Source organism: Acidimicrobiia bacterium, from assembly GCA_012959995.1.
GTDB lineage: Bacteria > Actinomycetota > Acidimicrobiia > Acidimicrobiales > MedAcidi-G1 > MedAcidi-G2B.
The window spans coordinates 24300-50778 of sequence record DUCC01000018.1 but is presented as its reverse complement, the minus strand read 5'-3'; the positions used below and the strand labels follow the sequence as shown (position 1 = coordinate 50778).

General features: G+C 59.0%; 27 protein-coding genes. All 27 read right to left on the bottom strand.

Features of this window, described 5'->3' with window-relative positions; genetic code table 11:
• Complete coding sequence (nusB, locus tag EYQ49_05475; protein HIG25327.1) at positions 1-420, bottom strand: transcription antitermination factor NusB; 420 nt, start codon at positions 418-420, stop codon at positions 1-3.
• A 3-nt stretch (positions 421-423) separates the two neighbouring features.
• The gene (gene efp / locus EYQ49_05470) at positions 424-987 is read right to left on the bottom strand and encodes an elongation factor P (protein HIG25326.1); all 564 of its coding nucleotides are present in this window, start codon (positions 985-987) and stop codon (positions 424-426) included.
• Between the two features lie 10 nt (positions 988-997).
• The gene (locus tag EYQ49_05465; GenBank protein HIG25325.1) at positions 998-2203 is read right to left on the bottom strand and encodes an aminopeptidase P family protein; all 1206 of its coding nucleotides are present in this window, start codon (positions 2201-2203) and stop codon (positions 998-1000) included.
• The gene (gene aroQ / locus EYQ49_05460; GenBank protein HIG25324.1) at positions 2092-2535 is read right to left on the bottom strand and encodes a type II 3-dehydroquinate dehydratase; all 444 of its coding nucleotides are present in this window, start codon (positions 2533-2535) and stop codon (positions 2092-2094) included. The genes EYQ49_05465 and aroQ overlap by 112 nt, the downstream gene beginning before the upstream one ends.
• Positions 2528-3541, bottom strand: a complete 1014-nt coding sequence (locus tag EYQ49_05455; GenBank protein ID HIG25323.1) for a 3-dehydroquinate synthase — start codon at positions 3539-3541, stop codon at positions 2528-2530. The genes aroQ and EYQ49_05455 overlap by 8 nt, the downstream gene beginning before the upstream one ends.
• Before the next feature lie 11 nt (positions 3542-3552).
• Positions 3553-4089: a shikimate kinase gene (locus EYQ49_05450; GenBank protein ID HIG25322.1), complete on the bottom strand. Its 537-nt coding sequence runs from the start codon at positions 4087-4089 to the stop codon at positions 3553-3555.
• Positions 4090-4128: 39 nt separating this feature from the next.
• The gene (locus EYQ49_05445) at positions 4129-4698 is read right to left on the bottom strand and encodes a prepilin peptidase (GenBank protein HIG25321.1); all 570 of its coding nucleotides are present in this window, start codon (positions 4696-4698) and stop codon (positions 4129-4131) included.
• Positions 4605-5489 (bottom strand): shikimate dehydrogenase, encoded by an 885-nt coding sequence (gene aroE / locus EYQ49_05440; protein ID HIG25320.1) that lies wholly within the window; start codon positions 5487-5489, stop codon positions 4605-4607. The genes EYQ49_05445 and aroE overlap by 94 nt, the downstream gene beginning before the upstream one ends.
• Entirely contained in the window at positions 5473-6870 is a 1398-nt protein-coding gene (gene mltG, locus EYQ49_05435) for an endolytic transglycosylase MltG (protein HIG25319.1), read from the bottom strand. The genes aroE and mltG overlap by 17 nt, the downstream gene beginning before the upstream one ends.
• On the bottom strand, positions 6867-7295 hold the full coding sequence (gene ruvX, locus EYQ49_05430; protein ID HIG25318.1) for a Holliday junction resolvase RuvX: 429 nt from the start codon (positions 7293-7295) through the stop codon (positions 6867-6869). The genes mltG and ruvX overlap by 4 nt, the downstream gene beginning before the upstream one ends.
• 6 nt (positions 7296-7301) lie before the next feature.
• The gene (alaS, locus tag EYQ49_05425; protein ID HIG25317.1) at positions 7302-9881 is read right to left on the bottom strand and encodes an alanine--tRNA ligase; all 2580 of its coding nucleotides are present in this window, start codon (positions 9879-9881) and stop codon (positions 7302-7304) included.
• 42 nt (positions 9882-9923) lie between these two features.
• Complete coding sequence (locus tag EYQ49_05420; GenBank protein HIG25316.1) at positions 9924-10181, bottom strand: hypothetical protein; 258 nt, start codon at positions 10179-10181, stop codon at positions 9924-9926.
• Positions 10181-11488: a replication-associated recombination protein A gene (locus tag EYQ49_05415; GenBank protein ID HIG25315.1), complete on the bottom strand. Its 1308-nt coding sequence runs from the start codon at positions 11486-11488 to the stop codon at positions 10181-10183. Before EYQ49_05415 ends, EYQ49_05420 begins: the two co-directional genes overlap by 1 nt.
• A 7-nt stretch (positions 11489-11495) precedes the next feature.
• The gene (gene aspS, locus EYQ49_05410) at positions 11496-13214 is read right to left on the bottom strand and encodes an aspartate--tRNA ligase (GenBank protein HIG25314.1); all 1719 of its coding nucleotides are present in this window, start codon (positions 13212-13214) and stop codon (positions 11496-11498) included.
• 32 nt (positions 13215-13246) lie between these two features.
• The gene (locus tag EYQ49_05405) at positions 13247-14506 is read right to left on the bottom strand and encodes a histidine--tRNA ligase (protein HIG25313.1); all 1260 of its coding nucleotides are present in this window, start codon (positions 14504-14506) and stop codon (positions 13247-13249) included.
• An 83-nt stretch (positions 14507-14589) separates the two neighbouring features.
• Positions 14590-16815, bottom strand: a complete 2226-nt coding sequence (locus EYQ49_05400) for a bifunctional (p)ppGpp synthetase/guanosine-3',5'-bis(diphosphate) 3'-pyrophosphohydrolase (protein ID HIG25312.1) — start codon at positions 16813-16815, stop codon at positions 14590-14592.
• A 66-nt stretch (positions 16816-16881) separates the two neighbouring features.
• Positions 16882-18054 (bottom strand): protein translocase subunit SecF, encoded by a 1173-nt coding sequence (gene secF / locus EYQ49_05395; GenBank protein ID HIG25311.1) that lies wholly within the window; start codon positions 18052-18054, stop codon positions 16882-16884.
• Positions 17979-19481 (bottom strand): protein translocase subunit SecD, encoded by a 1503-nt coding sequence (gene secD, locus EYQ49_05390; GenBank protein ID HIG25310.1) that lies wholly within the window; start codon positions 19479-19481, stop codon positions 17979-17981. Before secD ends, secF begins: the two co-directional genes overlap by 76 nt.
• Positions 19482-19492: 11 nt before the next feature.
• Entirely contained in the window at positions 19493-19810 is a 318-nt protein-coding gene (yajC, locus tag EYQ49_05385; protein HIG25309.1) for a preprotein translocase subunit YajC, read from the bottom strand.
• A 76-nt stretch (positions 19811-19886) separates the two neighbouring features.
• The gene (gene tgt / locus EYQ49_05380; GenBank protein HIG25308.1) at positions 19887-20996 is read right to left on the bottom strand and encodes a tRNA guanosine(34) transglycosylase Tgt; all 1110 of its coding nucleotides are present in this window, start codon (positions 20994-20996) and stop codon (positions 19887-19889) included.
• Complete coding sequence (queA, locus tag EYQ49_05375; GenBank protein HIG25307.1) at positions 20993-22000, bottom strand: tRNA preQ1(34) S-adenosylmethionine ribosyltransferase-isomerase QueA; 1008 nt, start codon at positions 21998-22000, stop codon at positions 20993-20995. Before queA ends, tgt begins: the two co-directional genes overlap by 4 nt.
• A 31-nt stretch (positions 22001-22031) precedes the next feature.
• Positions 22032-23066, bottom strand: coding sequence for a Holliday junction branch migration DNA helicase RuvB (gene ruvB / locus EYQ49_05370; protein ID HIG25306.1), 1035 nt, complete (start codon positions 23064-23066; stop codon positions 22032-22034).
• An 8-nt stretch (positions 23067-23074) separates the two neighbouring features.
• Positions 23075-23668: a Holliday junction branch migration protein RuvA gene (ruvA, locus tag EYQ49_05365; protein HIG25305.1), complete on the bottom strand. Its 594-nt coding sequence runs from the start codon at positions 23666-23668 to the stop codon at positions 23075-23077.
• The gene (ruvC, locus tag EYQ49_05360; GenBank protein ID HIG25304.1) at positions 23665-24165 is read right to left on the bottom strand and encodes a crossover junction endodeoxyribonuclease RuvC; all 501 of its coding nucleotides are present in this window, start codon (positions 24163-24165) and stop codon (positions 23665-23667) included. Before ruvC ends, ruvA begins: the two co-directional genes overlap by 4 nt.
• Positions 24166-24210: 45 nt before the next feature.
• The gene (locus EYQ49_05355; protein ID HIG25303.1) at positions 24211-24960 is read right to left on the bottom strand and encodes a YebC/PmpR family DNA-binding transcriptional regulator; all 750 of its coding nucleotides are present in this window, start codon (positions 24958-24960) and stop codon (positions 24211-24213) included.
• A 14-nt stretch (positions 24961-24974) separates the two neighbouring features.
• The gene (gene pdxT / locus EYQ49_05350; protein HIG25302.1) at positions 24975-25553 is read right to left on the bottom strand and encodes a pyridoxal 5'-phosphate synthase glutaminase subunit PdxT; all 579 of its coding nucleotides are present in this window, start codon (positions 25551-25553) and stop codon (positions 24975-24977) included.
• A gap of 5 nt (positions 25554-25558) precedes the next feature.
• Positions 25559-26449, bottom strand: a complete 891-nt coding sequence (gene pdxS, locus EYQ49_05345; GenBank protein ID HIG25301.1) for a pyridoxal 5'-phosphate synthase lyase subunit PdxS — start codon at positions 26447-26449, stop codon at positions 25559-25561.
• Positions 26450-26479: the final 30 nt, after the last annotated feature.

Below are 26479 nucleotides of genomic sequence, written 5' to 3'. Positions count from 1 at the left end.
TTAGCTTTCGCGGCGTTTTTCTTGGGCGATGCCTGAAATAACTCCGTTTACGAAGCGGCTTGATTTTTCGGTGGAGTAGTCGCTGGCCAGTTCTACTACTTCGGTGAGAATGGCTTGGGTGGGTACGTCGGGCCGGTGAGTGATTTCGTAGACCGCCATGCGGAGCAGCGACCGGTCGACGGCGGGCATGCGGTCGATGTGCCAGCCTTGAGAGAACTGGTTGATGAGTTCATCTATTTCGTCTTGGTATTGGGCGACCCCTCGAACGAGGTCTTCGGTGAATGCTTCGGGGGTGAGGGCTTGGTTTTCTAACTCTGTGATGAGGTCGTGTTCGGCGTGTTCGGCGGCGTAGAGAATCCCTAAGGCGGTTTCTCGGTCTTCGCGTCGTGAACCAACACCGGTCCCGGATCGATCAGGCATGCTTTAGACCCGGCTGAGGTATTCGCCGGTGCGGGTGTCTACTTTTACTTTTTCGTTTGGTTCAACAAAAAGCGGCACTTGGATAACCAGTCCGGTTTCTAGGGTGGCTGGTTTTCGAGCTCCAGACACCCGGTCGCCTTGTAGCCCTGGTTCGGTTTCGGCGATGGTAAGTTCGACTGCTGCGGGAAGTTCTACTCCTACTACTTCTTCGCCGTACATCATGAGTTGTGGTTTGCTGGTATCGGTCAGGTAGTTGGTGGAGTCGCCGAGGGTTTCTGGGGTGACGGTGAGTTGGTCGTAGGTTGAGGTGTCCATGAATACGTAGTCTTCGCCTTCTCGGTAAAGGAACTGCATGGTTCGCTTGTCGATAATGGCTCGTTCAACTTTTTCGCCGGCTCGGAAGGTGCGGTCGACGACGGACCCGGTGCGCACGTTGCGCAGGGTGGTGCGTACGAAGGCGTGGCCTTTGCCGGGTTTGACGTGTTGGAAGTCCACGACTTGCACGAGGGAGCCTTCGAGGTTGAGGCTCATTCCGTTTTTTAGATCGTTGGTGGTGATGGTGGCCATGGTTTCTCCGTCAGAGTGTTTTGGGTGCTTTGGTGAGCGCCCGGTGTCCGGTGTCGGTTACTACCAGGGTGTCTTCCCAGCGCACGCCTCCGAGTTCTTCGAGGTAGGCGCCGGGTTCGACGGTAATAACTTGACCGGTGCGCAGGTTATCAGTGGAGCGTGAAGACACTGCGGGGGCTTCGTGAATGTCTAGGCCAACGCCGTGGCCGGTGCCGTGAATGAAGGCATCGCCGAGGCCGGATTTTTGCAAACTGTTGCGACAGGCGGCGTCTATGTCTTTAAGTGGCACCCCGTTGGCTACTGCGTTGAGGCCGGCTTGTTGGGCTTGCAACACTGCTTGTAGGAGGTCGGCTTTGGGGCCTTGGCCGGTGCCGCCGACCCGGAATGAGCGTGTCATGTCGGAGCGGTAACCGTCGATTTGCGCTCCGAAGTCGCAAATAACTAGGTCGCCTTCTTCGAGTTGACGGTCGGTGGGTTGGGCGTGGGGGCGGGCGCTGTTGGGTCCGCTGGCCACCAGGGTGGTGAAGGCTGTTCCGTCGGCGCCTCTGACCATCATTTCTTTTTCGAGGGTTTGGGCGATTTCTTTTTCGGTGGTTCCGGGGGTAATGAGGCCTGTCACGGCGGCCAGTGCTTGGTCGGCCAGGTGGCCGGCGTTTTCTATGCGGTCGATTTCTCCGGGGTCTTTGATGCTGCGGAGTTCTTCTACCAGGCCACTGGTGGGGGTTACGGCGGTGGGGGCGAACCAGTTGACATAGTTTTGTTGATCGGCCCAGGTCACGTTGTTTGCTTCAAGGCCGATTGTGGTTTGGTTTTTAGCTAATTCGGTGAGTTTTTCTTTCCCGCCGTCGCTGGTTATTTCACTTTGTGTGTCGGTGGCGGCAACTTCTGCGGCGGCTTGGCTGCGGTACCGTCCGTCGGTAATTAGCCAGGCCTCTTTTTCCTCTACCCAAAGCACTCCTGCTGAGCCGGTGAACCCGGTGAGGTAGCGGATGTTGGTCAGGTTGGTCACCAGTAAGGCCGAGCAAGATGCTTGGTCTATGAGAGGGCGCAAGCGGTCGAGGCGGCCGGCCAGTTCAAGAGGGGCCAGATTAAGGGGAGCCGGGGTCACTGTTTGAGTAGCGCGGCGGTTGCGTCTAGCGCGAGGCGGTACCCCAAGGCGCCAAAACCGGCGACCGTGCCTGAAGCCACGGGGGCCACTACCGAGGTGTGGCGCCATGGTTCACGGGCCGCGGGGTTAGAGAGATGTAGTTCAATGACCGGGCCTTCAAAGGTGGCCAGGGCATCGTGGATGGCCCAGGCGTAGTGGGTGAACGCTCCGGGGTTTATGACAATGGCAGCGCAGCGTCCTCGGGCGGCGTGGATGGCTTCCACCAGTTCACCTTCGTGGTTGGACTGCTGGTGTTCGAGGGTTAGGCCGTGAGCGGCGGCGGCTTTTTCTGCGGTGGCTTGATGCTCTTGGAGTGTTTCGGCGCCGTACACCTCGGGGTCGCGTTGACCCAAGAGGTTGAGGTTGGGGCCGGAGAGCAGCAAAACAATTGGTTCACTCATGAGAGGTTCCTCGTTTTTCTTCCATTTGGTTCAGTGTTTGGAGCACATCTTGTGGTTTTATGTCGGCCACTACTTCTACCCCTTGGGGGCCGTCGAGGGCGAAGGTTAAACCATTGAGTGCTTTTTTGTCGCGTCCCATTACTGCGAGCAGTTCTTGATGGTCGGTGCCTGCTGGCAGATCAACGTGGAGGTCGTAACTGGCGACTGTTTGGTAATGCTCGGCTACTCGTTGTTGATTTATGCGCCCCAGTGAGGCCGCCAGGTGGGCGGCAAAGATCAAGCCGATGGCCACCGCTTCGCCGTGGCGTAACCCGTATTGTCCGGTGGTTTCTAAGGCGTGGCCCAGGGTGTGGCCGTAATTCAATATGGCTCGGCGGCCAGACTCTCGTTCGTCTTCGGCCACTACTTGGGCTTTTATTTCTCCGCAGCGGGCGACTTTTTCATCGAACGATAATCCGGCAAGGTCTTGCCCGCCGAGGAAATGATATTTCGCCATTTCGCCGAAGCCGCTACGCATTTCGGCGGCCGGCAGGGTGGCCAAGGTGGCGGTGTCGCACAGCACAGCGGTGGGTTGCCAAAAAGCTCCGACCAAGTTTTTTCCTTCGGGCAGGTTGACGCCGGTTTTTCCGCCGATGGCGGCATCTATTTGGCCCAGCAGGGTGGTGGCTACATGTATCACGGGGGTTCCTCGATGGTATGACGCTGCGGTGAATCCGGCGAGGTCGGTGACCACGCCGCCTCCTACTCCGACGATGCAGTCTTGTCGGGTGAGTCCCCATTGGGCCAGCGAGCGGCAAAGGTTTTCTACGTTGCTTAAGGTTTTGGCTTGTTCGCCGTCGGGCACCAAAAAGACTTGGTGTTCTCGGCCGGGGTCTACGGCCACCCCGATGCCTTCTTGAGTGATGATGGCTACTCGTTGCGCAGCGTCTGGCACTACTTGAGCCAATTCGTTTACTGCTCCGGGCCCTACCAAAACTGGGTAATCCCGGCCGTTGTTTAGGGGCACTTCTCTGCGAATCATTGGCTTGCTCCGGTGAGGTTGAGGGCCATAATTTCTTCAACTATGGCTTTTAGCGTGCGGTCATCGGTGTCGATGGTTGCTTCGGCGGCGGCTTGGTAGTCCGGCCGGCGTTGGCGTTCGAGTTCTTGCAAAATAGTTAAAGGGTCGCCTTGGGATAGAAGGGGGCGGCCGGTGCCGTCACCTACTCGTTGAGCCAGTGTTTCTGGGGTGGCACGAAGCCACACCACGTGGGTGCGTTCTTTAAGTATCTGCTGGTTTTCTGCCCGGGTTAAGACCCCTCCCCCGGTGGACAGCACTAAGGGTTGTTCGGTTTGGAGCACTCGTTGCAAGGTGTCTGTTTCGACTTGGCGAAAAGATTCTTCTCCGCCTTCGGCAAACAGTACGCCGATGGATCGTCCGGTGTCGTTTTGTATCCACCGGTCGAGGTCAATATGGCGACGGTTGCTTTGGGCCGCCACGGCGGCACCCACCGTTGATTTGCCGGCACCCATTAACCCGATGAGGGCCAGGTGGGGGCGGTGTTGAGCGTTCATGTTCTTAGGTTACTGACTACCACCGGTTAGGTCGGGGGATTAATTCCAGATCGCGGAAATTAATAGTGTGGCGGCGGCTAGTGGGGGGCCAAAAGCGACCGGTCCGGTGAAGCGTTTGCCGGAGCGTTGGAGCACTAAAAGCATTAAGGCGCCTCCGCAGGCCACTATGAGAGTAAGGGCCACCGCCAAAAAAATGTCGGACCCGGCGACCCAACCCAGTTGCCAACCTAGGGGCCCGGCGAGGCGCACGTCGCCACCGCCGAGGCCTTCGGGGGCTCGCCGGTGGATGAGATACAAGAAGCCGGCAAAGCCGACCATGCCCAGGAGCGCCCAAAATAATGGGGCGGGCCGGTCTTCGATTAAGACCACCGCCACGTGGAGCGCTACTAGTCCGGCAGCCAAGCGGCTCACCATGGAGGTGGGTAGCCGGTGTTGGCGCAGGTCCACTAGAGACAGCGCCACGAGCCAGCCGATAAGCCACAGCCACGCTAAATCGTTAAATACAGTTTGGGCGGTCACTGAGCAGTGTGGGAGCGGGCTTCCAAAGCAGCGGTTACTGCGTTTTCCATGGCCTCTATAGGGGCAGGCTGGTTGGTCCACAGGTTGAATGCTCGGGCCGCTTGGAACAGCAGCATGGAGACCCCGTTGTGGGCTTCGATGTCTTGTTTTTTTAGAGCCGCCATCCAGGGGGTAACCAACGGGTGGTAGATCAAGTCGATCGCTACTTGCCCGGGGTGGAGCAGCGTGGGGTCACAGGGCATACCTGGGGGGCCGCCGTGCATGCCGACTGAGGTGGCGTTCACAATTAAATCGGCGGTAGCCAGAGATTGGTGGTCTCCGGTGTGGCCAATCGGGCCAGCGAGTTGCGCAGTTTCTTGCGCTTTTTCTGCGGTGCGGTTGATGACCGTTACGGAGTTTGCTCCGGCTTGGGCGAGGGCCAAAACTACGGCGCGGGCCGCTCCTCCGGCCCCCAGTACCACGGCTCGGCATCCGGCCACGGTGAAGTTTGCGTCGTGGGCTAGGCCGCCCAGGAAGCCTTCGCCATCGGTGTTGTGGCCTACTAATTCTTGGCCTTGGGGGGCCACACAATTTACTGCATTGAGCAGGGTGGCGGTTTCGGTGCACCGGTCAACTGCGTTGGCTACTGCGGTTTTGTGGGGCATGGTGACGGAGAGCCCGCCCAAACCGGTGCTGCGCATATCATTTAGTGCTTGTTCTGCTTCGCCGGGGGCCACCTCAACGGCGGTGTAATGCCAGGTCAAGCCAGCAGCGGCGAAGGCGGCGTTGAGCAAAGTTGGCGAAAGCGAGTGGGCAATAGGGCTTCCGATGACGGCCGCCAGGGTGGTCTCGTCGGGCAACCCTTGGGCCGCTGCGGTAAAGGTGTTAGCCACAGCCCAAATCTTTGGCTCGGCATATTTCTACGGCTGCCGCGAATTCTTCTCCGGTGACGGCGAAGGTGTGGGCTCCTAACACATCGTTTTCGTCGGTGCGAACAAAAAACATCCAAGGCCCGTCTTCTGGGTTAACTGCTGCTTCGAGCGAGGAGCGTCCGGGGGCAGAAATTGGGGTGATGGGGAGGCCGGGTTCGATCCAGGTGTTCCACGGGGAGTCGCTGGAAAGGTCGGCGCTTACCAGGTCTTGTCCGGCGGTTTTTCCGGCGGCGTAACGCACGGTGGATTCCAACCCTAATGACCACCCTTGGTCAAGACGGTTGTGAATGACTTGAGAAATTTTGCCTCGATCAAGGTTGAGCAAGGCTTCTTCTTCAATAAGCGAAGCCACTATCAGCGCCTCGTAGGGGGTGAGCCCGACTTCGGCGGCCCGCGCTTCGAAGTCCAGTTCGGCCACCACGTTGAGGAACTGGTTGTGCATGCGGGTAACCAGGCTCAGCTCGTTGGTCAAGGTGGCGTCATCAAGTTGGTAGGTGTCGGGGAAGAACATGCCTTCGTAGTAGGGCAGGTTGAACTCTTCGGGGTAATGCTCCCACCGCACCACGTCGCTGACGAACGCTTCTTGTAGTTGCTCTTCGCTGTAGGTGGGCATGCGTTCTTTGAGTCGGGTAATGGTTTGGCTAATGGTCAGACCTTCGGGGATGGTTACCCGAATAACTTCCGGCGGTATTGGCCCTTCGTTTAATGCGTCAACCACCCCTTGGAAACCCATGTGTTCTTGTAGTACGTAGTCGCCGGCTTGAAACGAGTATTCCACGTCGGCCGGACAGTCAATAAACCAAGCCAAGGTGGGGTGGCAGCGCATCCATTGGCGGAACATGGCCGAATCGTCGATTATGTCGACGCTGCCCAGGTTGACGGCTACTTCGTTGGCTGACCAACCGGGTTCGATAACGAAGTCAATTTCTTCGCCGGGAAGCGCTTGTGGGGACACCAAACTGTTGACCCAGTTGTCGACTTTTCGGTAGGCGAAACCGAGGGAAGAAAAGACTACGAAAGCCACAATTCCCCAGCGTGGGAGCGGGCCTAGGGGTGGCCGGTGGCGCACCCAACGCACATCAGGGCTGGTATCGGCTCGGCCGCTAAAGATTGAGTCGTCTTCAGTTTCAGAAAAAACTGAGGGGTCCCACACGATTTCTTCGGCTACTGCTTCTTCTTCGGGCACCACCGCTACTTCCTGGGTGGTGGGGTCGAGTCGGGGAGGGCTCTGTTCAGCGGCCAGGTTGGCGCCGATGCTGGCCGAGGAACGTCCCGATGAAGCAAGGTCGGACGACGAGCGACGTGCGCTGTTTTCCTCTAACCCTTTTTCGGGTTGCTCTTCCTCGCTCAACGTTCCTCCTGGTTTTGTTGACTATCTAGCCAAGCCTGCAGCATGACTGCGGCCGCTATTTGGTCAACAACTTGGCGGCCGGCTTTTCCTTTGAGTCCTTGCTCCCGCATGGAGCGCTCAGCGGTGACGGTGGTCAGACGTTCATCGTAGGTCTCCACCGGCACCCCAAGGGTGGCACCCAACTGTTTTGCTTCTTTTAACATAAGCAGCGCCATGGGTCCGATGCTTCCGTCAAGCGAGTAGGGCACACCAACTACCACTATTTCTACTTCCCATTCAGCAACCAGTGCCGCCAAGGCACGGTGTTCGCTGGGGCGATCGTTGGTGCGTTGCACAGTTTCTATGGGCGTAGCCAGGCGGCCGCCGCTGTCGCTTACCGCTACCCCGATGCGTCGGGAGCCGAGGTCCAGGCCGAGGGCCCGCACAGTTGGTTAGCTCGCCTGGGCAGCGGCCCGGGCTTGTTCTAAGGCTTGGGGGAGGTTTTCTGGGTTGCGCCCGCCGATGACCGTCATTTCGGCATTGGGGCGTCCTCCGCCACCGATTGTTTTTGCTGCTTCGGCTACCAACACTCCGGCATCTAGTCCGCTTTGGGGGGCGACTACCGCTACTAGGGCTGCTCCCCCACCTTCGGGGGCTGTTCCGAGGACCACAGCGTTCACGCCATCTTGGGTGCTGATTGCTACCGCCAGGTCACGCAATCCGTCACGGTCTATGCCATCTACTTGGCTCACCACTAGGCCGTCTTGGGCGGTGGCGGCTAATTCGTCGGCTCGGCCTAAGGCCAGCTGGCTGCGGGCTTGGGCGAGTTGTTGGCGAGTGGTTTTGTGTTCGGCTAAACGTTTTTCTACGCCGTCGAGCAGGTCGTCTACCGGTACGCCGATCAGGTCGGCGGTTTGGGCCAGAGTGGTTTCGGCTTGGCGGAGGCGTTCTATGGGGGCGGCACCGGTGATTGCTTCGATACGGCGAATGTTTGATCCGATAGAACTTTCACTCACTATTTTGAACGACCCAATGTCGCCGAGGGCCTTTACGTGGGTTCCGCCGCAGAGCTCCACGGAGTGGGGGCCGGCTTCTAGCACACGTACCCGGTCGCCGTATTTGTCGCCAAAGAAGGCTATGGCTCCTGCTGCTTCGGCTTCTTCTTTGCTGGTTTCGTAGTTGTTGCAGGTGGGGTTGTTCAACACGTCGGTGTTAACAAGGTCTTCGATGGCTGTGGTTTCTTCTGCAGTGAGGGCTTCGTAGTGGCTGAAATCGAAACGTAACCGGTCGGGGCCCACGGAGGAGCCTTGTTGTTTGACGTGGTCGCCGAGGACTCGCCGCAATGCGGAGTGCAGAAGGTGGGTGGCGGTGTGGTTGCGACGAATGTCTGAACGCCGGTTTACGTCTATGGCTGCTTCTACTTGGTCACCAGGAGCCAAGGCTGGTTCGTCTTGTTCTACTTGGTGGGTATGTAACCCATCGAGGGCCAGGGTGGTGTTGGTTACCGTGAGTGCCCCTTGGGGGCCGGTCAGGGTGCCGGTGTCGCCTATTTGCCCGCCAGATTCAGCATAGAAAGGGGTGCGGTCTAAGACGACCAACCCGTGGTCGGCGTAAAGCACTTGAGCGGTCACCGTGTTTTCGTCTCGTCCGCAGAATTCGGTGACCCCATGGGCGTCGATGACCGCACGCAGGTCGCCGGCGGCGGCTGAGGTTCCGGTTTCTTTACGGGCTGCTTTGGCTCGCTTTTTTTGTTGGTTCATGGCGGTGGCGAAACCGTCAAGGTCAACAACCAGAGAGCGTTCGGCGGTGATTTCTTCGGTCAACTCCAGGGGGAACCCGTAGGTGTCGTGGAGTTTGAAGGCGACCTCGCCGCTGAGCGACTGGCCTGCGGTGAGTTCCGCTAAGGCGGTATCCAAAATAGTTAACCCGGAGCGCAGGGTTTCGCGGAAACCTTCTTCTTCTCGGTCTAGTACACCGCGAATAAAGTCATGGTTTTGAGTAATTTCTGGGTAGTCGGCACCCATTACTTCCATGACTGCGTCTACTAAAGGCCCCATTATTTGGTCTTCTACCCCGAGTAGCCAGGCGTGGCGAACGGCGCGGCGGACGATGCGGCGCAGTACGTAGCCCCGGTCTTCGTTAGAGGGGAACACTCCGTCGCTTACCAAAAATGTTGAGGAGCGTGCGTGGTCGGCCAAAATGCGCATGGAAACATCGGTGGCCGGGTCGGTGCCGGGTGTTTTGCCGGTGAGTTGGCTGATGGTGCCCAGCAGGCGAGCGAATTCGTCGGTTTCCCATACGGAATCTACGTTTTGCAGTACCGACAAGATGCGTTCTAGGCCGGCCCCGGTGTCGATGGAGGGTGCGGGTAGCGGGGTTTGGGAGCCATCTTCGTATTGTTCGAATTGCATGAACACCAGGTTCCAGATTTCAATAAAACGGTCTTCGTCGCCGTGGGCCGGGCCGCCGCCGTCGCCGTGTTGGGGGCCTTTGTCCCAAAATATTTCTGAGCAGGGGCCGCAGGGGCCGGTGTCGGCCATACGCCAATAGTTGTCTTCGTCGAGGCGTTGGATACGTTCGGGTGGTACCCCGATTTCATGTTCCCAAATTGCTGCGGCGTCGTCGTCGCTGATGTGCACGGTGACCCAGAGGCGTTCTGGGTCAAGGCCGAGGGTGCCGGTGACAAATTCCCAGGCGTAGGCGCAGGCTTCAGATTTGAAGTAGTCGCCGAAACTAAAGTTCCCCATCATTTCAAAAAAGGTTAGGTGTCGGCTGGTGCGTCCGATTTCGTCGAGGTCGTTGTGTTTTCCGCCGGCGCGAACGCACTTTTGTACGGTGACTGCTCGGGGCCAAGGGGCGGGTTGTTCGCCGGTCAGGTAAGCCTTGAAGGGCACCATGCCGGCCACGGTAAAGAGCAGGGTCGGGTCGTGCGGGATGAGGCTCGCTGAGGGTTCTGGCGAATGCCCGCGTTCAGTAAAGAAGTCGGTGAATGCTTGTCGTACCGCTTGGGCGGTGAGGAGTTGTTCGGCCATGTCTGGGTGAGTCTACCGTTCTGGTTGCTGCCCTTTTGATGGTTATTGGCGAGACCGTGGGCGGTGCTGGCTAGCGCTGGATGCTCGGTGGTCGTGGCGGCTAGATTGAGAGGCTTCGTTTAGTTCGCTGCTGAAGCGGCGTACTCGGTTGGCTAGGTCGGTGCCTCGGGCCGTGAGGTCGTTGCGGAGGTGTTCTGGGGTGTAGCGGACTACGGCACGTCGCAGTCGGCGTTGCACCCACACTGATGAAGAAAGCCCGGCGGCCCAACCCATTATTAGCCAGAGTGCTCGTCGTCTCATTAGTTTTCCTCTTTTGGTGGAGTTTGGTTTTTTGCCATGCGGCGGGCCACTTCTTCTTCGAATCCGTGGTCAGAAGGAGCGTAGTAGGTGTGGTCGGCTACTTCGGGCGGGCGGTAATTTTGTTCTACCCAACCACGTGAATCATCGTGGGGGTATTGATAACCGTCGCCGTGACCCAAACTGGCTGCCCCTTGGTAATGGGCGTCTCTTAGGTGGAGGGGTACTTCGCCGGTGCCGGCGGCGCGGGCATCGCTGCGGGCGGCAAAAATTGCTGAGGTGATCCGATTGGATTTTGGTGCCGTGGCCAGGTACACCACTGCGTGGGCCAAGTTTAGTTGGGCTTCTGGCAGGCCGACGAATTCTACGGCTCGGGCGGCGGCTATGGCCACGGTGAGGGCGTTGGAGTCGGCCATGCCTACGTCTTCGCTGGCCAAAATAACTAACCGTCGGGCCACAAATCGGGCGTCTTCACCGGCTTCGAGCATGCGAGCCAGCCAGTACAGGCCGGCGTCGGCGTCGGAACCGCGGATGCTTTTTATGAAGGCGCTGATGACGTCGTAGTGGGCGTCTCGGCCGTAGCGCAGGGCTTTGGTGCCTAAGGCTGCTTCGGCGTCTACGAGTTCTATTTGTTCGCTTTGTCGCCCGTGGGCCAGGGCGGAGGCCACTTCGAGGCTGGTTAGGGCGTGGCGCCCATCGCCGGAGGCTCGGTCGGCTAGCAAGTCGAGGGCTTCGTCGGTGGCGGTGGTTTCTTCGGCTTGTAGGCCGCGTTCGAGCAGGGTGCGTACCGCTTCTGGGGTGAGAAGCTCTAGGCGAAACAGGGTAGATCGAGAAAGCAGCGGTGGGTTGACTTCAAAAAACGGGTTTTCGGTGGTGGCGCCGATGAGCACTAAGAGCCCGGATTCCACGGAGGGCAGCAAGGCGTCTTGTTGTGATTTGCTGAAGCGGTGTACTTCGTCGAGGAACAAAATGGTGCCGGTTCCTCGTTCACCTAACCGGGCTTGGGCGGCGGCGGTCGTTTGACGTACGTCTTTTACCGAAGCGTTGACGGCAGAGAGTTCAACGAATTCTTTGGTGGTTACTCGGGCGATGAGGCGGGCCAGGCTGGTTTTTCCGGTGCCCGGTGGGCCCCACAGGATTACTGAGGAGAGTTGGTCGGCTTCGATGAGGCAACGCAGGGGGCTTCCGGGGCCTACCAGGTGGTCTTGGCCTACTACCTGGTCAAGACGGGTGGGGCGGAGGCGGGCTGCCAGGGGTGAGCGTTGAGCCAGTCGGTCGGTGGCCGCTGCGCTAAAGAGGTCCTCGGCCACCTGTGCCTTATTGCCGTGGGGGAAGAACCCGTAGGCCGAGTTCTTCGAGGTGTCGGTCGTCGATGGGGTTCGGGGCGGAGGTCAAGGGATCGGCGCCTGATTGTGTTTTGGGGTAGGCGATGACTTCACGTATGTTTTCTTCGCCGGCCAAAATGGCAATGAGTCGGTCCATGCCAAAGGCGAACCCGGCGTGGGGTGGGGCGCCGTAGCGGAAGGCGTCGAGCAGGAAGCCGAACTTTTCTTGGGCTTCTTCGGGGCTGATGCCTAGCAGAGAAAATATTTGTTGTTGGATTTCACCGCGGTGAATTCGCACGCTGCCTGAGCCGAGTTCCCAGCCGTTGAGCACGAGGTCGTAGGCCTGGGAGCGTATGTTGAGCAGGTCGCCGGAGGCTAAGAGTTCGAGGTCTTCTTCGTGGGGCATGGTGAAGGGGTGGTGTGCGGGTTGGGGGTTGCCGGCTTCGTCGATGCCTTCGAAGAGGGGGAAGTCCACCACCCAAAGAAAGTTCAGCCCGCCTTCGGTTACTGGGGGGCGGCCCATTTCAATGCGTAACAAGCCCAGAATGTGGCGCACGGCGGGGCGTTCGTCGGCTACCAAGAATAGCAGGTCGCCTTCTTGGGCTTCCATGGTTTGGCGTAGAGCGCTTTGTTCGTTGTCGGTGAGGAACTTGGCCACTGGTGAGTTGAGAGCGTCGGCTTCAACGCGCATCCAAACCAAGCCTTTGGCTCCCCATTGTTTGCATTGTTCGGTCAGGTCGTCGAGACGGTTGCGTGACAGGTCTGCTCCGCCGGGGATGCGGATGCCTTTAATGCAGTCGGCTTGGAAGGCCCGGAATTCTGTGCCGGCGAATACTTCGGTGAGTTCTACCAGTTCCATGCCGAAGCGGGTGTCGGGTTTGTCGCTACCGAAGCGTTCTTGGGCCTCTAGCCAAGAGATTTGTGGGATTTCTCCGGGGCGTTGGCCGGTTACTGCTTCGGTGGCTGAGGCCACGGTGTGAGAGATGAAGGCCAGCACGTCTTCTTGGTTTACGAAACTAGCTTCGGCGTCGAGTTGCATGAATTCAAACTGGCGGTCGGCGCGGAGGTCTTCGTCGCGGAGGCAGCGGGCGATTTGGTAGTAGCGGTCGACGCCGCCGATCATGCAGAGTTGTTTGAAGAGTTGCGGGCTTTGGGGTAGGGCGTAGAACGAGCCTGGTTCTTTGCGTGAGGGCACCACGAAGTCGCGGGCGCCTTCGGGGGTGCTGGCGATGAGCATGGGAGTTTCGACTTCGATGAAGCCTTGTTCTTCCATGGCGGTGCGTACGGCGCTGTTGACTTGGGCTCGTACGGCCAGGTTACGTTGCATGCGGGCCCGACGTAGGTCGACGTAGCGGTGGCGCAGGCGCAGGGTTTCGTCAATGTCGGTGCGGTCGTCGAGAGGAAAAGGTGGGGGTTCGGCGGCGGAGAGCACGGTGACTTTTTGGGCGTCTATTTCTATGTCGCCGGTGGCTAGGGAGGCGTTTGCGGTGTCGTTGGGGCGTTGGCGTACTGTGCCTTCTACTTGGATGACGTATTCGGAACGCAGGTCGGCAGCGCCGTCAACTACTACTTGGACTATTCCGCTGCGGTCACGTAGGTCGACAAAGGCTAGGTGTTCGCCGTGTTCGCGGCGTCGGCCTACCCACCCGCAGAGGGTGACGGTGCGGCCTTGGTCTTCGAGACGCAGGTCGCCGCACCGGTCGGTGCGCATGGAGGTGGAGTAGTCGGGCTGAGAGTTGGTGGTCAACGCATCATCTTTCGGAGGGTTTCGTTTACTTGGGTGCGGGGAACGGTGGTTTGTCCGCTTTGACCTCGTAGGTCACGCACGGTGACGGTATCGGATGCTGCTTCTTCTTCACCGATTATTAAAGCAATTTGGGCGCCGCTGCGGTCGGCGGCTTTCATTTGGGCTTTCATGGAACGGTTGTCCCAGGATCGGTCGGCTCGGTGGCCTTCTTGGTGGAGGGCTGCGGTGAGGGCCAGGGCGGCTTGTCCCCCGGTGGTATCCACTACAAAGATGTCGACCACGTTGGTGGGGCCGGGGAAGGTTTCTTCGGCGTCGCAGGCCAACAGGGTGCGGTCTACGCCGAGGGCGAATCCGACGCCGGGGGTGGCGGGGCCGCCGAGGCTTTCGGCGAGCCCGTCGTAGCGTCCTCCCCCGCCGACGGCGTTTTGGGCGGCGTCGAAGGCGTCGGAGATGAATTCGAAGGTGGTGCGGACGTAGTAGTCCAAGCCCCGTACTAGGCGGGGGTTCAGGGTGTAGGGGATGCCCAGAGCGTTGAGGCCTTGTTGTACTTTTTCAAAGTGTTCGACGGCTTCTGGTGAGAGGAAGTCCAGCATTTTTGGTGCGCTGTTGATGATGGATTGGTCTTGTTCACGTTTGGAGTCCAGCACGCGTAGCGGGTTGACGGCCAGGGTGGTGCGGGATGCTTCGCTGAGTTCGTTTTGGTGGGTGGCGAAGTGGGCTTGGAGGGCTTCGATGAATCGTTCTCGATCGTCGCCGCTGCCTAAGGAGTTGAGCATGAGGGTGATTTGGCGGAGCCCTAAGCGCTGGTAGAAGCGCCAGGCGAGGGCGATGACTTCTACGTCAAGGTGGGGGTCTTCGGGGCCGAGGGCTTCGATTCCTACTTGATCGAATTGGCGGTAGCGGCCTTTTTGGGCTCGTTCGTAGCGAAAATTGGGTCCGCTGTACCAGGCTTTCCAAGGGGTGAGGGGCCGGTGTTCCACGAAGGCTCGCACGATGGAGGCGGTTTGTTCGGGGCGCAGGGCCATGTGGCGGCCGCCTTTGTCTTCAAAATCGTACATTTCTTTGCTGACCACGTCGGTGGCGTCGCCGAGGCGTTTGAAGACTTCGATGTTTTCGAACATGGGTGGGATGACTTGGGTGTAGCCCGCTTCTTCTACTGTTTGGGCAAATACTTGGCCTAACGCTCGCCAGCGGGCGGCGTCGGGCCACATGATGTCACGGGTGCCTTTGGGGGCACGAAAAGTTGGAGAAGCCACGAAGTAAGGCTACCCGTCCGGCACCCGCCCCACGGGTGTTTACTTCAACCTGCTTACCTCGGGTCTGACCCCAGGTAAGCAGGTTACGAGTTGGTGGTTTGGCCGGGCACTACTCGGTAGACGTCGTATACCGAGTCAATGTTGCGCAAAATGCGAATGAGTGGGTCCAAATGGGCGGGGTCGCCGAGTTCAAATTCGAACTTTAAGCGGGCTATTCGGTCTGCTTCGCTGGTCACCGTTGAGGTGCCCACCACGTTAATTTGATGGTCGGCCAGCACGTTGACGATGTCTCGCAGCAACATGGGGCGATCCAAAGCTTTTACTTCTACGGTGGCAATAAATGAAGCCACGCTTTGTTGGTCCCACTCCACGTCAATTAATCGGTCTGGTTGGTCTGCCGATAGCGACACGGCATTGGCGCAGTCGGTGCGGTGCACGGTGACCCCGCGGCCGCGGGTAACAAACCCCATGATTTCGTCGGGCGGCACTGGGGTGCAGCAGCGGGAGAGGCGCACCATCAGATCGTCGAGGCCTTCGACGTGCACGCCTACCGAGTCGCCTTCTTTGCGGCGCGGCCGGGCCCGTAGAGACGTTATGGGGAAGTTGGGCGCTTGGTCTGATTCGTCGTCTTGCGCCTGGTTGATTTGATGCACTAAAGATTTTGCCGAAACATGCCCTTCGCCGATTGCTGCGTAAAGGGCTTCCGCATCGAGGTAGTTCATGGCGGCGGCGACTTCTGCCAGTTTGGTGCCTTCTAAGGTGGGTTTTATGGGTAGTCGGTTGCGGCGAAGTTCATCTACCAAAGTGTCATGGCCGCGTTCTATGGCTTCGGCGCGGCGTTCTCGTGAGAACCAGTGTTTGATTTTGTTTTCGGCCCGGTGGCTGGCCACAAATTTCAGCCAGTCGCGTGAGGGGCCGGCTTCGTCTTGCTTGGAGGTGACGATTTCCACGGTGGACCCGGAAACCAATTTGCTTTCTAGGGGCATCAGGCGGCCATCTACTCGAGCCCCGACGCAGGCGTGTCCGACTTCGGTGTGCACGGAGTAGGCGAAATCTACGGGAGTTGCTCCGCTGGGTAGGGTGATTACTCGCCCTTGGGGGGTGAAAATAAATATTTCGTCTTGTTCGAGATCGGTTTTGAGGTTGGCCATGAAAGCACCGGGGTCGGTGGTTTCTTCTTGCCATTCCACGATGCGGCTCAGCCAGGCCATTTCGTCGCTGGGGGTGGTGCTCTTGTAGTCCCAGTGAGCGGCTACTCCGTGTTCGGCTCGGTGATGCATGTCGAAGGTCCGCACCTGAAATTCAACTTGTTTGCCTTGTGGCCCTACCACGGTGGTGTGCAGCGATTGGTAGAGGTTGAACTTTGGCATGGCTACGTAGTCTTTGAAACGGCCTTGTATTGGTTTCCATACGGCGTGAATTGACCCCAAAGCGGCGTAGCAGTCGCGTACGTTTTCTACGATGACTCGAATACCTACCAGGTCGTGGATTTCGTCAAAGGAGCGGCCTCTGACAATCATTTTTTCGTAGATGCTCCACATGTGTTTTGGCCGGCCATTTACCTCGGCTTGGATGCCGAGTTCTTTGAGACGGCTTTCGACTTCACTAATCATTTGGGTGAGGTAGAGGTCTCGTTCGGGCGCCCGTTCGAAAACCATTTGATCTATCTGGCTGTACCGCTTGGGGTGCAGGGTTGCCAAAGCTAAGTCTTCGAGTTGCACCTTGACTTCTTCCATGCCTAAGCGGTGCGCTAATGGAGCGTAAATGTCTAGTGTTTCTCGTGCGGTGCGTTGTTGTTTGAACTCTGGTAACGCGGCCAGGGTGCGCATGTTGTGGAGACGGTCGGCCAGTTTGATGATGAGCACTCGAAGGTCTTTGGCGAGGGCCACCAGCATTTTGCGCATGCTGGCTGCTTGCTGGTCTTCTTTTGAATCAAAGTGGAGGCGTTCGAGTTTGGTGACGCCGTCAACGATGAGGGCAACGTCGGAGCCGAATGCTGTTTCGAGGTCTGCGAGTTCGACGTTGGTGTCTTCTACTGCGTCGTGCAGTAATGCGGCGGCGATGGTTACGTCGTCGAGTCCTTGGCGGGCCACGATGGTGGCTACGGCCATGGGGTGGTGAATGTAGGGTTCGCCAGATTTTCTGGTTTGGCCTTCGTGGGCGGCTAAGGCAACTTGGTAGGCCCGTTCTATAAGGTCGGTGCTTTGGCGCGGGTGCCGCTCGGCAAAGGCGGTTAGTAGCGCCGAGGTTTCTTCTACGGCCGATTTCGGGCGGCGACGCCACGGCAGCACGCGTTGCACGGTCACCATGCAGGGGTTCCTTGCCTTAGCGCTTCCATAGCACCACGGTACCTCCGGTGAGGCTCGGGGGTTGGTTTAGTTGCGGCGTTTTTTGCGGGGTCGTGGTGGCACCCCGTTGGCGGGGCGCATTGTGGCGACGGGTTTGCTGCGGGCTGGCCCGGCGGAGCGGTTGGTGGCTCGTGGGTCGGGTAATGCTGCGTCTCGCCGGTCGATGCTGCGGGTTTCTTCGCTGGTTAACCCTTTTTGGTTGAGTTTTGTATCTATTTGTTGCCAGCGGGGTTCGCGACTTTTTAGTGCTGCGACGAGCGATGAGGCGAGGAAAAGCGACGAGTATGAGCCAACAATGATTCCTACCAGCAGCGCTACGGCAAATTCTTGCAGGCTGGTGGCTCCCAGCAGCCATGATCCGACGATCAGGAGCGAAACGACTGGTAGTGCTGAGGTGATGCTGGTGTTTATTGATCGCATGGTGACCCGGTTGAGGGCGAGGTTCATGAGTTCGGAGTAGCGGTAGCGTTCGGTTGCGCCGAGGCGGCCTACGATTTCTCGTACTTTGTCGTAGACCACGATGGTGTCGTAGAGCGAGTAGCCCATGATGGTTAAAAAGGCGATGACCGTGGCGGGGGTTACTTCGAGTTGGAAAAGCGAATACACCCCGATGCTGACCAGAATGTCGTGGCCTACTGCCACGAGTGCGCCGACGGCCATTTTCCATTCCAGGCGAATAGTTATGTAGAGGGCGACCACGATGAAGAAGGTGATGAGGGCGCGTAGTGCTTTGCTGGTGACTTCGCTGCCCCAGGTTGGTCCGACTTGTTCGAAGGTTTCTACCGCTCCCAGGTCGGTGTTGAGGTGGTCGCGAATTTCGGCGGCCAGCGCGGGGTCGGTTACTTCGGAGCGAATTCGTATGACTTGGTCGTCAACGGTTTGGATACGAGCTTCTTCGCCGTTGTAGTTGGCCATGGCTTCTCGTGCGTCGGCCACTGATGCTCCGGGGGCTCGCACTTCGAACGAGGTGCCACCTTCGAAGTCAATTCCGAGGTTGAGGCCTTGTAGGGCTATTGAGCCGAGGCTGATGAGTACGGCGGCGGCCGATACTATGATTGCTCGGCGCCACCAGCGGGGGTAGTCCATGGGGGCTTCGCCGGCGTATAGAAGCTTGAGGGTGCGCATTATTTTGCTTCTCCGATGGTTTTTACTGCCCCGTCGGCTGGCAGTCCGAAGCGGAGGGGGTGGTGTTTGAACCATGAACTGCGGGCCAGGAGGTCAATCATGGGGCCCATAAAGAATTTGGTGGCTACCAGGTCCAAGATGGTGGCGAGGCCAAGGTAGAGGGCGAAGCCGCGTACGGCGCCTACGGTGAGCCACCAGAGCAATCCGGCGCCGATGAGTGACGCGGTGTTGGCTTTGATGATGGTGGAGAAGGCGATTTTGAATGCTCGATCTACTGATGATCGGGCGGTGCGGCCGTCGCGTATGTCTTCTTTTAGGTGTTCGAAATAGACCACGTTGGAGTCCACTGATACGCCGATGGCCACGATGATGCCGGTTACTCCGGCCAGGGTGAGGGCCAGGCCTGATTGGGTGCCCAGGTGAGCGATTATGGCCCACAACAGTGACCCAGAGATAGCCAGGCTGGCTAAGGCCACTAACCCTAATATGCGGTAGTAGGCCACGATGAATAGGGCCACGGCGGCTAAACCGACGAGGCCGGCGATGATGCCTGCTTTGAGTGCGTCTTCGCCAATGGTGGCTGATACGAGTTGGGTGTTTTCGGCTACCAGTTCTATGGGTAGGGCTCCGTAGCGCAGAGCGAGGGCGGCGTCTTCGGCGCTTTGTTTGTCGAACGAGCCGGAGATCAAGATGGCGTCGCGTTGAAACGAGGTGGCGCGTATTTGGGGGGCGGTTATGACTTGGCCGTCGAGCACCAGCGCTACTTGGCCGTTTCCGTAACCGCTTTGTACGGGGCAGTAGGCGGTACCGGCGAAGCATTCGGCGGCGATGGCGTTGAAGGCGTCGATGCCTGATGCGCCTTTTTTCATGGTGAGGCTTACTTGCCAGGTGAAGTCAACAAAGTTGGCGTCGGCATCGCTTAGTCCGTCACCGGTGAGGATGGTGGGGCCCAGTACGAGGCGTCGGGTGATTGTTTCTCCGGGCATGAGTTCGTCGGTGAGGACGACAAAGTCTGCTGCGTGATCGTCTTCGTGGGTGGTTAACCCGTTTGCTCCGGTGGCGGGGATCACTTCGCCAGCCAGTAGTGGCCAGCAGGAGGCGGGGGCGTCTCCGGGGTCGCCTTGGGCGAGTACGGGCGCTTGTGCGCCCACGGCGGGCAGGGTTTCGCAGACCGGGCGAAAGCGTAGTTCGGCGGTGGTGCCGACCAGTTCTAAGGCCCGGGTTTGGTCGTCTACGCCAGGGAGGGAAACCATGACTCCGGTGGCGGTGCGGGAGATTTCTGGTTCGGCTACTCCGAGGCCGTCGACGCGGGCTCGAATTACTTCTACTGCTTGGTCCAACATTTCTTCGTCGGCTTCGCCTACTGCGGTGAGGCGCACTGAGACTCCACCTTGTAGGTCGAGTCCGAGGAGGGGTTCGTTTCCCCACCACATGGTGAGCGAAAGCGAGGCTACGGAGAGCAGCAGTATCCCAATGAGGTAGAGGCGTTGGCGTGAGGGCATAGCGGAAACGGTTAGTTTTCGATTGGTGAGTCGTCTTCGAGGCCGACTTCTGGCTCTTCTTCAGCGTCGTCGTCGTTTGTGTCGTCGTTGAAGCGGCCTTCTACTGCTCCACGTAACACTTTGAGTTCAAGGTCGCCGGCTACTTCGAGCCAGACAACATCGCCGTCTACTTCGCTGATGACTCCGAATATGCCGGAGTTAAGCACTACTTCGTCGCCTGTTTTGAGTGAATCGACGAGCGATCGTTGTTGGCGCATCTTTTTTTGTTGGGGCCGGATCATGAGGAAATACATGATGGCGAAGATGGCTATGAGTGGTAGAAACTCCATGAGGGATCCTCTGCGTTGACTTATTTGCGGACCGGGAAAGCCTACGCCGCAGGTGAGCGTTCTCCCCGATTATTCCTTAACCCCAAACTTCGAGGGTTTCTTTTCGGAAGTTATTGAATTCTCCGTGGTTTATGGATTCCCGTAGGCGGTCGACAAAGTCCAGGAGCCAGGCCAAGTTATGGAGGGTAAGGAGTCGGCGTCCGGTGGGTTCGTCAGTCATGAGTAAATGCCTGAGGTAGGCCCGGCTCCAGTTTGCGGCGGGGCTGGCTGGGAATTCGGGGTCGAGGGGCAGTTGGTCGGTGGCGAAGCGGGCGTTTCGGAGGTTGAATTTTCCGGCGGTGGTGAGCACTGTGCCGTGTCGAGCGTGGCGGGTGGGTAGCACGCAGTCGAACATGTCGATGCCTCGTCCGACTACTTCTACGAGGCCGGCGGGGTCGCCTAATCCCATGAAGTAGCGGGGCTGGTCGGTGGGCAGCATTTCGGTGACTGCAGACAGGGGGTCGAGCATTTCGTTGCGGCCTTCGCCGACGCTGAGGCCTCCTACGGCGTAACCGTCGAAACCGACTTCCAGGGTGCGTTCGGTGCTTTCGATGCGTAGGGCTTGGTTGGTGCCGCCTTGCACGATGCCGAATTGGCTTTGGCGTTGTTGGGCGTCGGGGTGGTTGAGGAACTCGTTTCGTCCTCGTTGTGCCCATTTTGCTGTGCGGTCTACGGCCTCTTGCAGGGTGCGGTCGGTGGCGGGCAGGGCGGGGCAAACGTCGAGCACCATTTGTATGTCGGCTCCCAGGTCGGCTTGGATGTTGGCTGCTGTTTCGGGAGTGAGCTGGTGGGTGGAGCCGTCGTAGGTGGAGCGAAAAGTGGCCCCGTCGTCGTTGACTTTGGGTTTGAGGGAAAATATTTGGTACCCGCCGGAGTCGGTGAGGGTGAGGCCGTCCCAGGCGGCGAAACCGGCTAGGCCGCCGTGTTGGCGCACGATGTCGGCTCCGGGGCGCAACATGAGGTGGTAGGTGTTGCCGAGCACAACTTCGGCGCCCAGGTCGTTGAGGTCTTTGGATGAAAGGTGGCGTACGGCTCCTCGGGTTCCTACGGGCATGAAGCAGGGGGTGGCGAAGGTACCTCCGGCGACGTTTACTTGGCCGGTGCGGGCCCCTTGGTCGGTGGCTTTGGTGGTGAATTCGGCTTTCACTTGGTGTTTTCTCCTTGGCTTTTCGCTATCAGCATGGCATCGCCGAAGGATAAGAACCGGTAGTTCTGGTCTAAGGCTATTTCATAGAGGTTGCGCCATTTTGGTCCGATGAATGCTTCGAGCATTACCAGCAGGGTGGACTGCGGCAGGTGGTAGTTGGTCAACATGAGGTCAACGATTTGAAAATCAAAGGGGTGCCGTATGAAAAGTTCGGTGCGGCCGGTGTTTCCTTGGCGAGCTGCGGATTCTAAGGCGCGTACGGTGGTGGTGCCGACGGCGATTACTCGGCGGGCTTGGTGGCAAGCGTCGAGGGTTTTTTCGGGTACGGCGAAGGCTTCGGAGTGCATGTGGTGGTCGTCGAGGTTGTCCACCATGACGGGGCGAAAGGTGTCGAGGCCCACCACGAGTTCGAGTTCTTCTATTTGGGCGCCGGCTTCTTGACATTGCCTGAGGAGTTCTTTGGTGAGGTGTAGCCCGGCGGTGGGGGCGGCGGCGGAGGCTGGTCGGTCGGCGTACACCGTTTGGTAGCGGTCGGGTTCTTCGAGCACGGTGTTGAGGTAGGGCGGGAGCGGCATTTCTCCGTATTTGTTGAGGGCGGCCATGACCCCTTGGGGGGCGTCGAGGGTGATTTGGCGGCGTCCTTGGCCGAGGTCTTCGCCTACCGTTACCGTTAAGCCGGGCCCGGGGTGTAACACGGTGCCGGGGGCTACCCGTCGGCTGGGTTTGACCAGTGCTTCCCATTGGGTTTCTTGGTGTTGTTCGAGGAGTAATACTTCGACCGCTCCTCCGCTGTCTTTTTTGAGTTTCAGGCGGGCGGGTACTACCCGAGTGTTGTTGACCACTAGGAGGTCTCCGGGGCCTAAGAATTGTGGCAGGTCGCTGACTTGGTGATGGGTGGGCCCGTGGCCGAGGTCTACTAGGAGTCGGGCCGCGGTGCGGTCGGCGAGGGGTTGTTGCGCTATTGCTGCCTCGGGCAGGGGGTATGCGTAATCGTCGGGGCCCATGGGTTATTTAGCCTAGGCAGGCCAGACGCTGCTAGTCGCTAAAGAGCGTAGACCCTCCGCCGGTTGGCGGGGTGAGGCCCAGGTGGGCGAAGGCGGCGGGGGTAGCGACGCGGCCTTTGGGGGTGCGTAACAAGAGGCCTTGTTGAATCAAAAAGGGTTCGTAGACGTCTTCTACGGTGTCGTCGGGTTCGCTGACGCTTATGGCCAGTGTTTTGAGCCCTACGGGTCCTCCGCCGAAACTGCTGCAGAGGGCGGTCAGAATGGCTCGGGTGGGTTTGTCGAGTCCTCGTTCATCAACGCCGAAGAAAGCGAGGCCGTCGTGGGCGATTGCCGCATCAATAACCCCTTTACTTTGGGGTCGTTCTATTTGGGCGAAGTCGCGTACTTGACGCAAGAGTCGGTTGCCGATGCGGGGGGTGCCTCGGGAGCGATGGGCGATTTCTTTTGCTCCCTTTGCGTCGATGCTGACTCCGAGAATGCCGGCTGCTCGTTCGACTATGGATTGCAGGTCTTCGGGTTCGTAGTACTCGAGGCGTGCCGTGAGGCCGAAGCGGTCGCGTAGGGGTCCGGTAATGAGCCCGGTGCGGGTGGTGGCTCCTACCAGGGTGAAGCGGGGCAGTTCGAGTCGTATGGAGCGGGCGGCGGGGCCTTTTCCTAAAATTATGTCGAGTTCGAAGTCTTCCATGGCGGGGTAAAGCACTTCTTCAACGGCTCGGCTGAGCCGGTGGATTTCGTCGATGAACAGCACGTCGCCGGGTTCGAGTTTGGTCAAGATGGCAGCTAGGTCGCCGGCGCGTTCTAGGGCGGGGCCGGAGGTGATGTGGAGTTCGGCGTTCATTTCGGTGGCCACGATGTGGGCCAGGGTGGTTTTTCCCAGTCCGGGAGGGCCAGCAAAGAGAAAGTGGTCGGCGGGTTGTTGGCGTTCTCGGGCGGCGGCCAGCATGACCCGAAGGTGGCCTTTGAGTTCGCTTTGTCCCACAAATTCGTCGAGGCTGCGGGGCCGCAGGCCGACTTCTACTTCTCTTTCTTGTGGTTCTTGGTCTGGGGAGAGGAGTTCTTCGCGCATGCTGTTCCTTATGCCCGGGCTAATCGTTGTAGGGCTTCGCGTAAGAGGGCGGCGACGTCGTCGCCGGCCAAGTCAGCCAGTACGGGGCGAATTTCTTCGATGCTGTAGCCCAATCCGTTTAGGGCTTCGTGCACTTCGGTAAGGGCCGATCGTCCGGTGGTGGGTTTTCCGGTTTCGTCGAGCACCCCTTCTACTGGCAGGTCGAGTGAGCCTTTGAGTTCTATCAGTAACCGGGTGGCAGTTTTTTTGCCGACGCCGGGCACCAGGCAGAGGGCGGCGACGTCGTCGTCGGCCAAGAGTTGCGCGAGTGCGTTGGGCCCGTGTACGCCGAGGACGGCCAGGGCCAGCGAGGGCCCTACCCCGTGGGCTGATAAAAGCGCTTCGAAGCAGACGCGTTCTGGTCGGGTGGTGAAGCCGTAGAGGGTTTGGTCAGTTTCTCGAATGTGGTGGTGTATATGGAGGTAAACCTCTTGGCCTATTTCGCCCAGTGTTACTGCGGTGGTGGGGGTGACGGTGACTCGGTAGCCCACGCCGGCTACTTCTATAAGTACTTGTCCTTTGTTTAGCCGGTCGGTGAGTAGTCCTCGTAGTGAGCCGATCATTGTTTTTTGGCGGCGGTTAGTGCGGCGGAGGGGCGCATGGCGAGGTGGCAGATGGCTACTGCTACGGCGTCGGCGGCGTCTACGGGGCGCAGGGGTTTGGTGATGGAGAGTTGGCTTTGCACCATGCGTTCCATTTGTTGTTTGTCGGCTCCGCCCCACCCGGCGACGGCCAGTTTTACTTCGTTGGGCGAGTACAAGGCGACGGGGAGGCCGGTGGATGCGGCGGCGGCCATGGTGACGCCGGCTGCTTGGCCGGTGGCCATGGCGGAGCTGACGTTTACTTGAAAGAGCACGCGTTCTACGGCTACTTCTTCGGGTTGGTAGTCGGCGATGAGGGCGTGAATTTCTTTTTGCAATTCTGCGAGGCGCAGGGCTAAATCCATTTCGGGTGGGGTGCGGATTACCCCGGCTGCTACGGCACGCAAGTTTTTTCCGTTGCTTTCTACAACGCCGTAGCCGCAGCGCGATAACCCGGGGTCTATGCCTAATACGAACATATGTACGACTCTAGCCGATGAGTGCCCGGAAGGCGAACACCTTGGTTATTCGGCGAGGGCGTCGAATATTTCGTCGGCTATAGAAAAGTTTGCGTAGACGTCTTGTACGTCGTCGAGGTCGTCGAGGAGGTCTATGACTCGCAGCACAGATCGGGCTTCGGCTTCGCTTTCGATGTCGACGGTAGAGGTGGGCAACATGGTGACGTCGGCTGAGTCGAAGGCCACGTTGGCTTCTTCGAGAGCTTGTCGTACTTCGGGGAGGTCGGTGGGTTCGCAGGTTAAGCGCCACAGGCCGCCATCGTCAACCAGGTCTTCGGCGCCGGCGTCGAGGGTTACCATCATGATTTCGTCTTCGTCGGTTGTTCCGGGCAGCATGATGACGCCTTTGCGTTCGAATTGCCAGGCCACGGATCCGGGTTCGGCGAGCGATCCCCCGTTTTTGGTGAGCAGGGAGCGTACTTCTGACCCGGTGCGGTTGCGGTTGTCGGAGAGGGTCTCTACGTAGAGCGCTACGCCGTGGGGGGCGTACCCTTCGTAGGTGATGGATTCGTAGTTGACTCCTTCGAGTTCTCCGGTGCCGCGTTTGATGGCTCGTTCAATGGTGTCGAGGGGCACCGAGGAGTCGCGTGCTTTTTGAAACATGGTGCGTAGTGAGGCGTTGGCGTCCATGTCTCCCCCGCCGGCTCGGGCTGCTACTTCTACTTGTTTAATGAGTTTGGCAAACAGTTTGGCGCGCTTTTGATCGGCGGCGCCTTTTTTGTGTTTGATAGTTGCCCATTTGGAATGTCCGGACATGTTTTTCCTTTAGGTCATTGAGCGGCGAACGCCCGGTCGACGAAGAGTTGATGCAGGCGGAGGTCGTTGGTGAGTTCGGGGTGAAACGAGCTGACCAAAATGTTTTCTTGTTGGCAGAGTACGCCATGACCGTCCACGCTGGCCAGTACTTCTACTTTGGGGCCGATGCGTTGGGCTAGAGGTGCCCGAATGAACACCCCGCGAAAGGGGTGGTCGAGGCCGTTTATGTCAAGGTCGGCTTCGAAGGATGCGATTTGTCGGCCGTAGCCGTTGCGGCGTACGTCAAGGTCGATCAGCCCGAGGGGTTGTTGGTCGGGGCGACCGTCGGCCATGTGGGCGCTGAGTAGGATCATCCCGGCGCAGGTGCCGAATACCGGGAGCCCGTTTTGTATACGTTCCACCAGCGGGGTGCGTAGTTGTGAGGAGTCCAGCAGCATCAACATGGTGGTTGATTCGCCCCCGGGGATAACCAGTGCGTCGACGTCGGCCAGGTCTTGGGGGGTGCGAACTTCGGTGGGGTTGACGCCGGTGGCCGTTAAGGCGGCGTGGTGGCTGGCGAACGCCCCTTGGAGGGCTAGTACCCCAACCTTCATGGGGTTTACCAACCCCGGTCGGCCAAGCGGGTTTCTAGGCCTTCAATTTCGAGGCCGGGCATGGCTTCACCGAGGCCGCGGCTTACTTTGGCTACTACTGAGGCGTCGGTGTAGTTGGTGGTGGCTTCTACGATGGCGCGGGCTCGGGGGGCCGGGTCGTCGCTTTTGAATATGCCGGAGCCTACGAATACTGATTGGGCGCCCAGTTGCATGACCAGCGAAGCATCGGCGGGGGTGGCGAGGCCGCCGGCGCAGAAAAGCGGTACTGGAAGTTCTCCGGTTTCGGCGATTTCTTGAATGAGGGGCAGTGGGGCTTGTAAGCGTTTGGCCCATTCGAAGAGTTCTGCGCTGTCGGCTTGGGTGATGCGACGAATGTCGCCGGTGATGGAGCGTATGTGACGTACTGCTTCTACTACGTTGCCGGTGCCGGCTTCGCCTTTGGAGCGAATGAGGCAGGCCCCTTCGGAGATGCGTCGGAGCGCTTCGCCGAGGTTGGTGGCGCCGCACACGAATGGCACGTCGAAGGACCATTTGTCGATGTGGTGCGCTTCGTCGGCGGGGGTGAGTACTTCGCTTTCGTCGATGTAGTCCACGTTGAGGGTTTGCAGGATTTGCGCTTCGGCAAAGTGCCCGATGCGTACTTTGGCCATAACGGGGATGGTCACGGCGGCTTGGATCTCTTCGATCATTTTTGGGTCAGACATGCGGGCTACGCCGCCGTCGCGTCGAATATCGGAGGGCACTCGTTCGAGGGCCATAACGGCTACTGCTCCGGCGTCTTCGGCGATGCGGGCTTGGTCGGCGTCGACCACGTCCATGACTACCCCACCTTTGAGCATTTCGGCGAGGCCTCGTTTTACGAGTTGGGTTCCGGTTTGGCGTGTTACGTCTGTCATGGACTGCAGTCTAAGAGGCAGTTTTGCTGC